Source organism: Dyadobacter sp. CY261, assembly GCF_021440085.1.
GTDB lineage: Bacteria > Bacteroidota > Bacteroidia > Cytophagales > Spirosomataceae > Dyadobacter.
In genome coordinates this window covers 208,862-223,518 of sequence record NZ_JAKCPW010000003.1, presented here as the reverse complement: position 1 = coordinate 223,518, position 14,657 = coordinate 208,862, and the positions used below count along the sequence as shown (strand labels likewise).

Sequence of the window (14,657 nt, the reverse complement as noted above, 5' to 3'; positions counted from 1 at the left end):
TATCTGTTTTCGTACTATATCATCATGAAATTTGCCGCAAAGCTAACGAAAAATCTCATTTAGTCAGGCTGGTAGGTGAGCTTTCCAAGGTTGTAAGCGCCAAAGCATCCCAAGCCGCCCTGGATGTTGGTGTATACTGTCGTGGGTTCAGAGAAAGGATTGTCGGCATCAATGTGCACTTGCATCGATTTGTGGTATTTATGATAGTGAATATCGGTGTTGTAAATCATCATTATAACCGATATTACCCGACTTTTAGGATCAAATGGCTGTTGCGTCGTGCTTTCGGGGATAACGGACGTGAAGTTCGGGAGTGTTACCTTTCCAAGCGGAGAAGAAAACAGCATGCCGTCCCGGTTTTGGTCCGTTTGCAATTCGGCCCGTCCGGTCATCTCATCCCAGTTAAAGTTAAAATCGTTTCGGATCCGCTTCTCTTGCGATTTGGGGTCGGGAATGCTGTATTCTATGTCGGCCTCAGCTCGCACACGGTAATAATTGGTCTCTCCTGAAATGTCGGTCCAGTCCATTTTTAACGTAATAGCTTCATCATTTCCAAAAAAGGCGTTGGGAGAAACAACCTTGTCGAGTACATAAGATTTGATGACCGGGATGTTTTTGGGCACGGTACATTGCGCCGTCACGTTCCGCACGCCAGCCGACACGATCAAATGATATGTCTTGGATGCCTTAATCGGAAATTTGCTTTGATCGATGCTGTACATCCGGGTTAATTCGTCAAATGGCAATACTACCTCGCCGGTTCCGTCCGATATTGTTACTACCGCATTTTCTATTACGCGGTCTGTAACGTCGCTCTGCGGAAATAAAGGCTGAGATTCCGAAACCACTACAGTGATCCTTTCGGCTTGTGGAGAAATAAATGAATGCACGACCAGCTTCGACTCCGCGTGTGGCAGCCGGGATTCGGGAATATCAGTAACCAAGGTCTCGCATGCGATATTCATTACCATCAATAGAAAGAATAGTTTATATGAAGCCTTCATTGGTGTGTAGTTTAAAATTTGAAATTGTAGCTTACGGATGGTAAAACCGGAAAGAGCGAAAACTTCTTCAATGCCAGCTTACCTGTGTTGCTTTGCTCGCCTATATCGTAGAAAAACGGGTTTTTATGGTTGTACACATTGTATATCCCCAACTCCCAGGTCCTTTCATATCGCTTCCGGGTTTTTCGGAACTGGATAGCGGCATCCAGCCGTTGATAGGCCTCCGCCCGGAAATTGCCCCTTCCCGAATACTCGCTGATTTCTGTTCCCAGCAGATGTTCCTCGTTGCCCACAGCCTGGCCCGCGAAGTGTTCCTGCACCCCGGTATACTTGGAAACGGGTAGCGTAAGTGCATTGCCCGTTCCATAGACCCAGTTAGCCGAAATAGTAACATGTTTGCCCAAGTCATACATAGCGACCATCGATAGGTCGTGCCGTCGGTCGTGTCTCGGGAAAAAGGTTTTGCCCGAATTCAGTTCAGGGAAGTTCCAGCGTGTCCATGACAATGTATAGCCCACCCAGCCTGAAAGCTTGCCGGTCTTCTTTTGGATCAGCAATTCGGCCCCATAAGAAGAGCCACGTCCCGAGGTAACATTGTCCTGCCAGCTCAGCTCATTCGAATTGTCTCCGCTGATGTTCAGGAAAGAAGCACCTTCCTTGTAAGCTATGATGTGGTTCATCTTTTTGTAATATCCTTCCAATGTGATCAGCAGTTTGGCATGAGTAAGGTCCTTTGCAAAGCCGGCGGCAATTTGTTCGGACTGTTGGGGGGCAATGCGGTCGGTTGTGGGGACCCACAGATCGGTAGGCAGGCCAACGCCCGTGTTCGATAGCAGATGCACATATTGGTTCATCCGGGAATAGGACATTTTCCAGGACAAGTCCCCGGTTAATTTTAAGGCTGCCGAGAAACGTGGCTCTGGTCGGATGTAAGTTTTGGTCAACGTGTTGAAGATACTGATCCTCAGGCCCAGGTTCATTTTAAGGATATCAAATGGCTGCCACGTGTCTTCGGCATAGGCACTTCCCTCGAATGAGCTGAGGGACTGTTTCACGTGCTGGCCAGGATTGTCGCTATTGGAACCCGTAATGACCAGCGCAGAGGGAACAAACCGGTGCAATATGCCCTGAGCACCGAATTTTACCGCATGCGAGGCCGACGGATAGAAATCAAAATCTGTTTTGAAATTCAAATCTTTGATCCGCGAATGGTAACGCAAGCGATTTTCGCTGGCCACCGCCCCGCTTTTATCCAGATCGCTGAAATCGTTCATTACGCCAAAATCGAAATGGCTGAATATGAGCGAGAAGTTTGCAAACAGTTTCGGGGAAAAGAGATGGTTCCATCGCATCGTGCCGGTAGCATTGCCCCAGTCCAGGCCATTACTTGTTTTGTAACTTTCACTCTTCTCACCAACATACAATTTGTCCCTTCCGAAGTAACCGCTTACATAAAGCTTGTCCTTTGAACTTAGGTCGAAATTGACCTTGGCATTTAAATCATAAAAATAGTAACCAGGCTTCATCTGATTTTTTTGTCCCTTTTGTTGCCTGGCGATAATGGGAGCGGCCAGTAAATCGATATAAGTCCGCCGCGCGGAAAACAGGAACGAAGATTTGTCCTTTTTGACAGGTCCTTCCAATGTCAGCCTCGAAGAAATCAATCCAATGCCTCCTTCGCCGTGCAGCCGGTCTTTGCTTCCTTCTTTCATGGTCATTTCGACCACGGAAGATAACCTACCGCCGTATCGTGCCGGAAACCCTCCCTTCGTTAGTTCCACGGTCTTGATCGCATCGCTATTAAAGACCGAGAAGAAGCCAAACAAGTGATTGGCGTTGTAAACCACCGCATCGTCCAGGATAATAAGGTTCTGGTCGGGCCCGCCACCGCGCACATAAAGTCCGGCTTGTCCTTCTGTTCCTTTTTGCACGCCAGGCATCAACTGCAGCACTTTCAGCACGTCCTTTTCTCCGAAGAGCGCGGGAATCTTCTTAATCTGGGCGATTGGAATTTCAACCTGGCTCATTTGAGCACGCTGGCTTATTTCGTCGTCACGGTTGGCTTTCACCACGACCTCTTCTAACTGGTTCACGGAAGTCAGAAACACATCCAACTCCATGTTCTTTCGCGAACTGATCCGTCGGTTTTGTCCTTCATAACCTACAAATGAAAAGGACAAAACAGCCGAATCCGCAACGGGAACAGTCAGGGAATAAAATCCATAATTATTAGTCACAGCGGCGTAAGAGCTACCGCTTATGTACACGTTTACTCCGGGAAGCTGTTCCCTGCTTTTGTGTTCACGAACGTAACCGCTTATGGTTATACGTTGCTGCGCGATGAGGCTGATGCTGTGAAAAAACAGTGCGGCAACAAAAGGTATTTTCATGGCTTTGAGATGTGATTGTTGATGAATGAAAGCGCTGCCGATAAGCCCGAGTTGGCGTAGCGGCACGCGATCTGATCTATTTATCTTGCAGGACGAAAGGCACCTTTTCCCTGGTCTCACTATTGTCGTCCAGCACTGCGGTTATTTCGAGGAATACATCCGACGTTTTATCAATGTCATAGAAAAACGATTCTCTGAGTTTAACTTCACTCAACGACTTACAATCGCAGCCTCTGTTTGATGTAAAAAGTGTCTTGTCATGCTTGTTCTTGACGGTCACAGTGTACCTGTTCACGGTTGTTTTTTCAGGCTTGATCACCGCCTCGATAATGACACTATCCCGGTCATTGATCACCTGGTTAGCCTTCGGCGAGCTGACGGTAATAAACTTGGAATCTACTTCTTTTTCTTTACAGGCTGCAATCGTAAAAGCCGCAGCGACGCCAATAACTACACAATACCTCGTTTTCATAATCACATGGTTTTAGTTAATTAATATGGTTGATCAATACATTTTGAGTAATGTACCGGGCAGTGCTTATCGGGAAGGAGGGGGCGATAATGTTACTTTTTCGTCCTAAGTGTCAGATAGCGTTCGTGCAATCTCAGCGGGCGAGGTATTTTTTAAAAGCAAGTTCTCCTGATCACTTCCCATCAGCCAATGGCGGGCGTGAGGGGTTTTAAAAATGCGATGCTTTGAGAGCCTAGATTCGAGTTTTTCAAAATTTTCTTCGATCTTCTTGTTGTTAACCGGCGCTCCTGTCATATCGTCCACAGTCAAGGAATCTTCAACCAACTCGCCAAATTGTTGCCTATTCTCTTTCGATGCCATTAACCGGATCAGTAGGTTAGCTTTTGATGTCGGACATTGGTTGTCGATAAAGCGGCGCATCAGCGCGTGGACTTCTTCCCGTTTCATTTTCGTCCTTTTTACCAAGACCGATTGTCGGCTGGTATCATATGCTTGTCGATCAACATTTTAAAAAATGCCAAAAGATTGCCAAGACTAATGTGATATTGTGCTTTTTGAGATAGGCAACGATCGAGCGTGTTCCTTTCACAATGTGGTCGTTGACCGTCCCCGCACCAATTCCAAGCTGCAAAGCGGCCTCCATGTAGCTCTTTCCTTCGATCTTGCAAAGCTTGAAAATGAGCCTGCGTTGAGGAGGCAGCAGTTCAATGGCTTCTTGCAGTAGTGTTTCGTACGCTTCTAGTTGCAGGCCATGTTCGGTATCCTCATGAGATTGCTCGGCAGCTCGAACGATCTGTTCTCTGAGCTTGATGTCCCGCGAGGCCCTGGCCAGAAAGTTGAGGGATATATTTTTACATATGGCAAGCAGATAGCTTTTGAAATGCCGGATTTCGGGAAGCGTTTCTCTGTTCTCCCAAATTTTCAGGAATACCTCCTGTGTAATGTCCTCCGCCAGTGGAATAGATTTAATAAATTTCAATGCATAGCCGAATACCACCCGGTAATTGGATACGTAGAGCTGCTTGAAAGCGGTACGATTGCTTTCAGTTAACAGGGACAAAAGCTCTTCTTCTGAATACTCCGAGAATGTTTGCAAGGCGAACGAATAGATAGCGTGTTTGTACAAAAGTATTCAAACAGCGATATCCCTTCAATGTTGCAATTGCGAGGTTGCGGTAACATTTATCCTGCTTATCTATTGGCAATTATTCGGTAGATATGAAATAGCCTGCGTAGCTATCCGCCTTAGGAACCAATGACACAAGACGGGGGTATTGGGCTCACAAGGCCTTCGGTTGGTGTTCAAAATCATCGAACCACATAGTACAGGATGGATATTTTGAAAATAATCTATGGACTTACAATATTGGCCAGTTTGGAAACTATGTTCGAGCGAGTATAAACGCCGAATAGCTTACTTTTTCAGGCATAAAGCTTAACAAACACATAATGGCCGATACAATACTAATCCGGATTTATGTGTAATGGGCTGTGAAAATCAATTTACTAATACTAAAATGAAACCGTTTTCAGAGTTATCGGCTGAGGAGTTGGCAATGGAAAACCTCTTCATAAGATGGGTACGGTTTCCGGAGGATCCGCCCATTCGCTCTTTTTGGGAAAATTGGATACTTAAATATCCTGCGCAGAAAGACACGGTGGCCAAAGCACGCGAATTGGTGCTGATCGCCTCGGACTGGAAGCCCGACAATCTGTCGAACCTCGAAGTAAACTCGATCTGGGGCCGGATCATGAGCTCGCTCGACATTATGGGCGATCGTGACACTAAAAAAAAGCCCCGTGAAAGCCGGAGTACCGCGCTTTCGGCTGGGAATATTATCCTCATCCTCATGTCGGTGACCTTTATATTGTTCATCTTTTACGTGATTCTAGGGATCTCTTAGCCCCTCAGGCCCTCTTCGCTGCTAATTTTATTTCTGAAAATCTTTTTTATTTAAGGCTTTCCGCTTCACCGTGAATCGTCTTGCGGTTACACAGCTGATGCCTTTGGACAATGCAGTCTAGCCATCGCAGCGATCTGGTAAGAGAACGCGGGCGCATTGCCGGTTATCTGCTTAGATATTTTGTTACTTAATACTGTTTAAGTGCAATTTCTAAGGAAAGTTTCTGGGTGGATATGGCATTTTTGTATTGGTTTATGCAAATATTTTATAATAAAAACTTGGATCGAGCCTATTCTGGCAACGTTCCCGACAACGATTGCATAAATAAACTTCGCAGATCGTTTTCAATTTTCTTCCCGAATCTCTATTCTCAGAAAGATTTTCAAATTGTATTTTAAGTACAAAAAATATACTTATTGAAATTGTGCAAGTAAGTATAGTTTGCGAAGACTAAAAGCGTCTACTGTCCCTAAGCGTCCTTCCAGATAAAATATTTGAACAGATTGGTTACAAATCTGCGCTGAGTAACTGCGTGTATATTTGTAACTATTTATAGAAAAAATGTAATTATTTGTAAGGGTCAACCTCTTGAATGATCGTCAGAATAACAGGTTTATGGTGAACTATTAATAGTTAAAACAATCAATGCGTATGAAAAGAAACTTTACAAGTATTGGCCACTGTATGATGCGTTGGGCAATGGCTGGTGTGGTGATGACGGGTTTTACAGGGCAGGCCTACTCGATGAGGCCTTCAAACCCCACTATCAGCATTATCGACAGAACCGTATCCGGAAAGGTAATCTCTGTGGAGGACAACCAAGGAATTCCGGGTGTTTCGGTGGTGATCAAAGGAAGCAAATCCGGTACCAACACGGACGCCGATGGTTCTTTTAAGCTGAATGTGCCGGAAGATAATGCGGTCCTGGTATTTTCGGCGGTGGGTTTTACAACGCAGGAAGTGCCGGTGGGCAACAAAAGCGTTATCGATATAATACTGGCCAGCGATCAGAAAATACTGACGGAAGTGGTCGTGGTGGGTTATGGTACGCAAAAGAAAAGCCAGCTGACCGGCGCAATTTCGTCGGTTGGTGCAAAGGAAATTAATGAGATGCCTATCACCAACCTCGGCCAGGCCTTGCAAGGCCGTGCTGCCGGGGTGGACGTAACGCAGGCGGGTTCGAAACCGGGCACTGTGCCAAAGATCCTGATCCGTGGCCGCCGTTCGTTCAATGCAGGTAACGATCCGTTATATGTAGTCGACGGTATTCCGTTAGCCGGAGGTTATGAGGATATGAACCCCAACGACATCCAGTCGATGGAGGTTTTGAAAGATGCGACGGCTACCGCTATTTATGGTTCGCGCGGTGCCAATGGCGTTGTAATCGTAAGCACGAAGCGTGGCGGCCTGAAAGGCAAGACAACTGTTACGTATGACGGTTACGTGGGCGTTTCCAAAGCACTCGATAAGGTGGATCTTTTCAGCGGCCCGGAATTCGCCGAATTCGTTCGTGAAGCTTACCGTGCTACCGGTGGTTACAAGGACGCCGCCGGCAATGCAATCCCGACCGGTGTGATCAATGCTGAGGCGGATGCGAAAGTGGCGGTTCTCGGAGGTGATCCGAACGTGGCCAAAGGTATCGCAAACGGTACCAGTACCGACTGGCAGGACCTTGTGGTCAGCACAGGAGTCATGCAAAATCATTCGATAGGCGTGCAGGGTGGGAGCGACCGTACGCAGTTCTACCTTTCAGGAGGCTTTTTTCGGGACAAAGGTGTGATAAAAGAGGCGAATTTTACCCGTTTATCGCTGCGTGCCAACCTTGACCACAACGTTAACAAGTGGCTGAAAGTGGGTCTCTCGTCCTACATGATGAACAGCACCCGCAATGGGGAGAACCTGAACACTTACGGGATGACCATCAACCAGAACCCGCTGGCAGTTCCCTTCGATGAGAACGGCAAAATGATTTTCTCGCCTACGAATGATGCATTGTTGACCAACCCGCTCGCCGAGCTGGTGAAGGGTGCGCAGGTAGACGAGCTGAAACGTTACCGCATTTTTAACAGTATTTATACCGAGTTCAGCATTCTGCCGGGTTTGAAATACCGGGTGAACTTCGGTCCGGATTTCGTCATTAGCCGTTACGGACGTTTCATTGGCGGTCAGACCAACGCCAGAAAGGGCGGAGATGCGCAAGCGAACACTGGCAATGCTATCCAGTTCAACTGGACTTTGGAAAACATTATCAACTATAACAAAACGTTTGGTGGCAAGCATAACCTGAATGTGACGTTGCTACACTCAATCCAGCGCGACCGGGCGGAAGTTTACAGTTCTTCGGTACAAGGTGTACCAGTTGAAAATCAATCTTTCTACAACCTAGGCGCGGCGACCACTGTGTTTTCACCAGGAAGCGGGTTGGTCGAATGGAGCATCAACTCCTACATGGGCCGTTTGAATTACGACTATAACGACAAATATCTCTTGACCTTGACAATGCGTCGCGACGGTTCGAGCCGGTTCGGTGAAAACAGCAAGTATGGAAACTTTCCCGGTATAGCTGTGGGTTGGAACCTGGGCAACGAGGACTTCCTGAAAAACGTTTCGTGGGTGGATCTTTTGAAAGTGCGTGCCGGATGGGGCAAGGTGGGTAACACAGGTTTAGCACCTTACCAAACGCAGGCATTCCTGGGCCGTACAAGCTATGCTTGGAATACAAGCCCTGCTTACGGCTACCGTCCCGGAACAATCGGAAATGCGGATTTGCGTTGGGAGTCATCCGCTACATCCAACGTAGGACTGGATTTCAGCTTCGTCCACGGACGTGTTCAAGGTTCATTGGAATTTTATCAGACCAATACTACTGCATTGTTGCTGTCAGACCAATTGCCCGGTTCGATCGGTTTTGGTGCCGTAACCCGCAACGTGGGTGAAACCCGTAACCGTGGTATCGAACTTGGCTTAACTACCAATAACATCAATACCACAAGCGGCTTCAAATGGACAACCGATTTTACATTTACTAAAAACACCGAGGCAATCCTATCCCTATACAATGGAAAGGTTGACGACGTGGGTAACGGCTGGTTCATCGGTCGCGCGCTTAGCACAGTGTATGATTACAGAAAAGTGGGTATCTGGCAGACCAACGAAGCTGATGCAGCAAAAGCTGTTAACAGCGAAGTAGGCCAGATTAAGCTGAAAGACGTCGACGGAGATGGTAAGATCAATGCGAATGACCGTGAGATCATCGGTTCCGACGTGCCTGATTTCAGCGGTGGTATTACTAACCGGCTTAGTTTCAAAGGCTTTGACCTCTCGTTCTTCTTCTTCGCCCGTGTAGGTAACCTGATCCGCAGCGAGTTCCACAGAAATAACAATGCCTTGGCGGGCCGTTATCAGCAAATGAAAGTGGATTACTGGACGCCCAACAACCCGACCAACGAATTCCCCCGCCCGAAAAGCAACCAGGAGTTCCCTGTTTACGGCAGCACGCTTACTTACTTCGATGGAACATTCGTGAAGCTGAGAAACGTGAACGTAGGTTATTCATTCACGCCGGAATTTTCGAAAAAGTTGGGAATGGAATCACTCCGCCTGTATTCAAGCATCCAACAGCCGTTCATCTGGGCAAAATACCGGAGCAAATACAACGGTGTTGACCCTGAAACGACCGGTTTGGCAGCAGGTGGGACTGGCATAACCCCTGCCACCATGGTGATCACATTCGGTGTAAATGCAAAATTCTAAGGGCCAAGGTTTAACATTCCTTTTAAAAGATATTGACAAATGAAAAATATAAGAAAATCGATTGTGATATGCGGGATGGCGGCATTGATGCTGGCGGGGCAGGGATGTAAGGATGTGCTCGACGAGGAGATCGTTTCCGGTGTTGGCAACGACTACCTGAACACCGCTAAAGGCTTTGAAGACGGGGTGAAAGCGGCCTATTCTTCGCTCCGCTTTTATTATGGCACCCAGCAGGGGCTTACGATGAGTGAATTCGGTACAGATATTTATGCAACCGGCGCAGATGGCGGGTATAAGGGCTTCCATTTTTACGATGGCCAACTAAACCCGACCGTGGATTACCTGGCAACCACCTGGGACGAGATTTACAAAGGGATCAATACTTGCAACGCAGTTATCGAACGTGCTCCAAATGTGACGGGTATAACCGATGCCGTTAAAAAGTTGCGCATTGCGGAAGTCAAATTTTTACGCGGGCATTTCTACTATCTGCTGCACCAGCAATATGGAGGTGTAGACCTGCGCCTCACTGAAACTTTGCTCCCAACCAAGGACACCAAGCGCGCGACCGATGCGGAAATGTATGCGGCGATCATCAAGGACCTGAGCGAAGCGGTGACAGATCTGGAAGCCAAGGCGCAATCTAGCGACTACGGCCGGGCTACCAAACCGGCGGCGCAGGCGCTATTGGCAAGAGTTTATCTTGCAAAAGGATATTCGACTGAGAAGGCAGCCGACGACTTCACCAAAGCGGCAGACCTTTTGAAAGAAGTGTCAACCAAATACGGCTACAAACTACTTGACGACTTTGCTGCCGTTTTCGATGAAAACAATCAGAACCACGCCGAGGTTGTGTTTGCAGTCCAATACACCAGCGACGCGCTGACTAATGGTACCGGTAACAGCTTGCACCTTTACTTCGGTATGCAATACGACGTGCAGCCGGGTATGAAACGCGATACTTATTGGGGCCGTCCATTCAAACGCCTGAGACCGACCGAATATCTGCTCAACACCGTTTTCGCTGACCGTGTCAATGACTCGCGTTACAAAAAGACATTCCGCGATACCTGGATATCTAATAACCCGGGCACTTATAATGCGGCATCTTTCGACGATTCCAAGACGAAAGTGACATTTGCGTCGGGCGATACCACGATTTTCATTCCGGGTTACGAAATGACGAAGGAAGAACGCGCCAAGAAACCATATCAGGTGCTTGTGCCCAGCAAATACTCGGAAGCGTTATTCCCAACATTGCAGAAGTTCTTTGATTCCAAACGTCCGGATATGACCTACGAGCCAGGTAGTCGCGATTATTATGTGGTGCGTTTGGCTGATGTGTACCTGATGCTCGCCGAGGCATTGTTGCAAACAGGCGATAAAGCGGGTGCGGCAGAAGCCCTGAACGTGGTGAGATACCGTGCGGGCTGGCCTGGTAAAAAGGATAAGATGGCTATCGCTGCCAAAGACCTTACATTGGAGACAATTATTGAGGAACGTGCAAGGGAATTGGCCGGCGAGCAAACCCGCTGGCTGGACCTGAAACGCTGGGGACTACTCGTGGAAAGAGTAAAAAAATACAACCCGCAAGCGGCCAGTATCCAGCCGTTCCATGCTTTGAGACCAATCCCTCAGACACAGATCGACCGGAGCGCGAAGACAGCCGACGGAAAATCGGTGTTCCCGCAAAACCCCGGTTATTGATCGGATCAGATAACACTTTCGGAAAAGGATGGTTGCCTCGTGCAGCCATCCTTTTTTGTTTTGAAATTAACCGAATCGAAAAAAACTTACCGCAGAATCAATGAAACTATCCGGTTAAAAACTAGGATTAATCCATTGTCGGTGTGCGCTGGAATGGGTGGCGTCAGGGTGGTATATTTCACCTAAAACACCATTTTAATCCACTGACCTATGCACATTACAAAAGGTTTTCTCACCTCTTTGCGGCGCATGAGCGGGGTATGCATATTTGCGATATGCCTGCACCCGCCGGTGCCCGCCAGTGTCGTCGCGAGTCCGCTTGCAAGGGTTGGCCATGTCATAAAAGCCGATAGAACTATTACCGGTACCGTGCTGGCCAAAGAAGGAAATGCTGCTATTCCGGGTGTTACGGTGGTGGTCAAAGGCACCACCCAGGGCACGACAACCAATGCAGATGGCAAGTACACCATCGAAATACCGGGTAATTCGACGGTGCTGGTCTTTTCGGCCGTCGGTTATGTCACACAAGAGCAGGAGACGGGTAATGCGAGTGTGGTCGACATTTCGCTTGCTCCGGACCAGAAAACGCTCAATGAAGTGGTCGTGGTGGGGTATGGTACCCTGAAAAAGCGGGATCTTACCGGCGCAGTTTCGCAGGTAAACGCTACCCGGCTGGAAAATGAAAACCCGCAGTCGGTCCAGGATGTGCTCCGGGGGAATGTGCCGGGCATGAACGTCGGGTTTTCCACTTCTGCGAAGGGCGGTGGAAATGTTTCGGTGCGGGGGCAGAACTCCATTAATGCAGGTTCCACACCGCTGATCGTGCTGGATGGGACGATTTATTATGGGGGCTTGGAAGACATCAATCCAAACGACATCGAGACGATCGACGTGCTGAAAGATGCCAGTTCCTCGGCCGTATTTGGTGCAAAGGCGGCGAGCGGCGTTATTTTGATCACCACCAAAAAAGGGAAGGAAGGCAAGCCGATTATCAATATCAACAGCAATTTTGGCTTTGCCGAGGTAGCCAGAGATCAAGCTGTGCTCAGCCCGGAAGGATTCGTAACCTGGCGCCAGGATGTAATGCGCAACATCAACGCCACTGCCGAACCGTCCCGGTTCACAGATCCGAACAAGCTTCCGGCAGGTGTCACGCTTGAACAATGGCTGGCGTATGATGGCTCCAAAGGCGACCCCACGACCGTATGGCTGCAACGGCTAGGAATGCAACCGGCCGAAATCCAGAATTATAAAGACGGCAAAAGCGTAGATTGGTACAGCAAGATTTTTCAAAAAGGGTTTCGGCAGGATCATACAGTTAGCCTGTCGGGACGCAACGAGCGCATTTCTTATTACATGTCGCTGGGATACCTGAATAACCAGGGCATTATAGTAGGCGACAAGTACGGCACCGTTCGCGCACGCCTGAACCTGGAAGGAAAAGTGAACCGGCACCTGACGATAGGGATGAATACGCAATTTGCGAGAAGGGACGAGAGCCAGGTGCCGGTGAACTATGATCTGGCCAGGGTGTTGTCACCCTGGGGATCGGAGTTTGATGCAAACGGAAATTACTCCTGGCGGCCAAACGGCGAGGCCAGCGGTGGGAACCACCCCTATTACGCGCGCAGCTTCACCCAGCGAGACCAGGGGGCACAGACTTTGAACTCGGTGATTTTTGCAAGGGTCAATCTGCCGTTTGGCTTTACTTATCAACTCAATTTTACGCCCCGTTTCGACTATACACACCGCTATAATGCCGAATCTGCCAAGCATGCGGAATGGGCGGCGGAAGGCGGGCGCGCCTCGCGGAAGGATTCGACGGTGTTCAACTGGCAGGTGGACAATATCCTGAAATGGAGCAAAACCATTAACCAGAAACACAATATCGATCTTACTTTCCTGGCCAATGCCGAACGTTTCCGTAGCTGGCGTGACAGTATTTCGAATAAGGGTTTTACGCCTACGGATGTGTTGGGTTATCATAACATCCAGGCTGGTGGGCTTCCGGTCGTATTTACAGATGACCAGACAAGCACTGCCGACGCATTGATGGCCCGTCTGTTTTATTCATTCAAAGAGAAATATATGATTACGGTGTCGAGCCGCCGTGACGGGTATTCGGCATTCGGGCAGAAAAACCCCCGGGCCGTGTTCTCGTCTGCTGCATTGGGCTGGGTGTTTACGGATGAAAGCTTTTTGACCAGCAAATGGCTGAGCTATGGAAAGCTGCGTGTTTCGTATGGTAATAATGGTAACCGGGATATTCCCCGTTACGATGCATTGGCTGATCTTTCCAGTGGAAAATACCTGCATGTTAAGCCCGACGGCACCGTGTACCAGGTCAGTCAGCTTTATGTAAGCCGCATGGCCAATCCCAATCTGAAATGGGAGAAAACAAATGCGCTGAATATCGGTCTGGACTTTGCATTGTTCAATAATCTGGTGGATGGTAGTATTGAAATGTATAAATCAACGACCAAGGATTTGCTTGTAAAACGTGCATTGCCGAATGTTTTGGGTTTCGACAATGTCTGGGATAACCTCGGAGAAGTACAGAACAAGGGTCTGGAAATCAGTTTAAACTCCAACAATATCCGCCGGGAGAACTTTACATGGCGCAGTACTTTCAACTTTCAGCTCAACCGGAATAAGATCGTTCATCTCTACGGAAATTATGTCGATGTCAAAGATGGGTCGGGCAATGTAACGGGCCGGAAGGAGGCGGACGATATCACAAATCGTTGGTTTATCGGTCATGCGCTGGATGAGATCTGGAACTACCGGATCCTGGGGATCTGGCAGAAGGAAGAAGAGGCGGAAGCTGCCAAATACGGTGTGAAGCCGGGTGATTTCAAATTGAAGGACGTCAATAACGACGGCAAGTTCACCAATGACGACAAGGAATTCCTTGGCTATACCTCGCCGCGCTTCCGCTGGACGTTGCGGAACGAGTTCAAATTGTTCAAAAGCCTGGATGTGTCGTTCATGATCTATTCCTATTGGGGGCAGAAGGGGACATTTAACCAGATGAAAAACCGCGACGGATTTGTGGACCGGACAAGCTCGTACGTATTCCCTTACTGGACCGAAGAGAACCGCCAGGACGAATGGGCCAGGCTCTATTCGAGCGAAGGTTCGGCGACGGGTTATAGCGTATACAGAAGCAAATCTTTCGTAAGGTTCGAAAACCTCTCGGTAGCTTACACTGTACCCAAGGCGGTCAGCCAAAAAGTGGCGGTGCAAAACCTGCGTATTTACACCAACGTGCGAAATATCGGCTTTTGGGCTCCGCAATGGAACTTCTGGGATCCAGAAAACGGCACGAACGGCGCGACAGGCAACAGCATTGCCACCTCGGTACCGAGCCCTCGAATTTACACACTCGGGCTTGATATCACCTTATAATCCTGATCACACAAAACTG

At 48.4% G+C, this 14,657-nt stretch carries 9 protein-coding genes; 4 read left to right on the top strand and 5 right to left on the bottom strand.

All coding sequences use genetic code 11. From position 1 onward, the window contains the following. Positions 1 to 59: 59 nt before the first annotated feature. The 5 genes from LZD49_RS10855 to LZD49_RS10835 all read right to left on the bottom strand — a co-directional run bounded on the left by LZD49_RS10855 (position 60) and on the right by LZD49_RS10835 (position 4,962). On the bottom strand, positions 60 to 1,004 hold the full coding sequence (locus tag LZD49_RS10855; protein ID WP_234667374.1) for a DUF4249 domain-containing protein: 945 nt from the start codon (positions 1,002 to 1,004) through the stop codon (positions 60 to 62). An 11-nt stretch (positions 1,005 to 1,015) separates the two neighbouring features. Beyond that, entirely contained in the window at positions 1,016 to 3,394 is a 2,379-nt protein-coding gene (locus LZD49_RS10850) for a TonB-dependent receptor (RefSeq protein WP_234667373.1), read from the bottom strand. 76 nt (positions 3,395 to 3,470) lie between these two features. Further along, complete coding sequence (locus LZD49_RS10845) at positions 3,471 to 3,866, bottom strand: hypothetical protein (RefSeq protein ID WP_234667372.1); 396 nt, start codon at positions 3,864 to 3,866, stop codon at positions 3,471 to 3,473. 105 nt (positions 3,867 to 3,971) lie between these two features. Then, the gene (locus LZD49_RS10840) at positions 3,972 to 4,313 is read right to left on the bottom strand and encodes a hypothetical protein (protein ID WP_234667371.1); all 342 of its coding nucleotides are present in this window, start codon (positions 4,311 to 4,313) and stop codon (positions 3,972 to 3,974) included. 52 nt (positions 4,314 to 4,365) lie between these two features. Next, positions 4,366 to 4,962 carry an RNA polymerase sigma-70 factor gene (locus LZD49_RS10835; RefSeq protein ID WP_234667370.1) on the bottom strand — a complete coding sequence of 199 codons (597 nt, stop codon included), beginning with the start codon at positions 4,960 to 4,962 and terminating at the stop codon, positions 4,366 to 4,368. 421 nt (positions 4,963 to 5,383) lie between these two features. Here LZD49_RS10835 and LZD49_RS10830 point away from each other — a divergent pair, with 421 nt between their 5' ends. The 4 genes from LZD49_RS10830 (at position 5,384) to LZD49_RS10815 (ending at position 14,638) form a co-directional block, all read left to right on the top strand. Continuing rightward, positions 5,384 to 5,770, top strand: coding sequence for a hypothetical protein (locus LZD49_RS10830; RefSeq protein WP_234667369.1), 387 nt, complete (start codon positions 5,384 to 5,386; stop codon positions 5,768 to 5,770). A gap of 699 nt (positions 5,771 to 6,469) precedes the next feature. Further along, complete coding sequence (locus tag LZD49_RS10825) at positions 6,470 to 9,523, top strand: TonB-dependent receptor (RefSeq protein WP_234667745.1); 3,054 nt, start codon at positions 6,470 to 6,472, stop codon at positions 9,521 to 9,523. A 39-nt stretch (positions 9,524 to 9,562) separates the two neighbouring features. Beyond that, entirely contained in the window at positions 9,563 to 11,230 is a 1,668-nt protein-coding gene (locus LZD49_RS10820; RefSeq protein ID WP_234667368.1) for a RagB/SusD family nutrient uptake outer membrane protein, read from the top strand. Between the two features lie 210 nt (positions 11,231 to 11,440). After that, positions 11,441 to 14,638 carry a SusC/RagA family TonB-linked outer membrane protein gene (locus LZD49_RS10815; protein WP_234667367.1) on the top strand — a complete coding sequence of 1,066 codons (3,198 nt, stop codon included), beginning with the start codon at positions 11,441 to 11,443 and terminating at the stop codon, positions 14,636 to 14,638. The last annotated feature ends 19 nt before the right edge of the window (positions 14,639 to 14,657 follow it).

Excerpts from the sequence above, each read along its gene's own strand:
- LZD49_RS10855 (WP_234667374.1), bottom strand. The coding sequence starts at position 1,004 with ATGAAGGCTTCATATAAACTATTCTTTCTATTGATGGTAATGAATATC.
- LZD49_RS10850 (WP_234667373.1), bottom strand. The coding sequence starts at position 3,394 with ATGAAAATACCTTTTGTTGCCGCACTGTTTTTTCACAGCATCAGCCTC.
- LZD49_RS10845 (WP_234667372.1), bottom strand. The coding sequence starts at position 3,866 with ATGAAAACGAGGTATTGTGTAGTTATTGGCGTCGCTGCGGCTTTTACG.
- LZD49_RS10840 (WP_234667371.1), bottom strand. The coding sequence starts at position 4,313 with ATGAAACGGGAAGAAGTCCACGCGCTGATGCGCCGCTTTATCGACAAC.
- LZD49_RS10830 (WP_234667369.1), top strand. The coding sequence starts at position 5,384 with ATGAAACCGTTTTCAGAGTTATCGGCTGAGGAGTTGGCAATGGAAAAC.
- LZD49_RS10825 (WP_234667745.1), top strand. The coding sequence starts at position 6,470 with ATGGCTGGTGTGGTGATGACGGGTTTTACAGGGCAGGCCTACTCGATG.
- LZD49_RS10820 (WP_234667368.1), top strand. The coding sequence starts at position 9,563 with ATGAAAAATATAAGAAAATCGATTGTGATATGCGGGATGGCGGCATTG.
- LZD49_RS10815 (WP_234667367.1), top strand. The coding sequence starts at position 11,441 with ATGCACATTACAAAAGGTTTTCTCACCTCTTTGCGGCGCATGAGCGGG.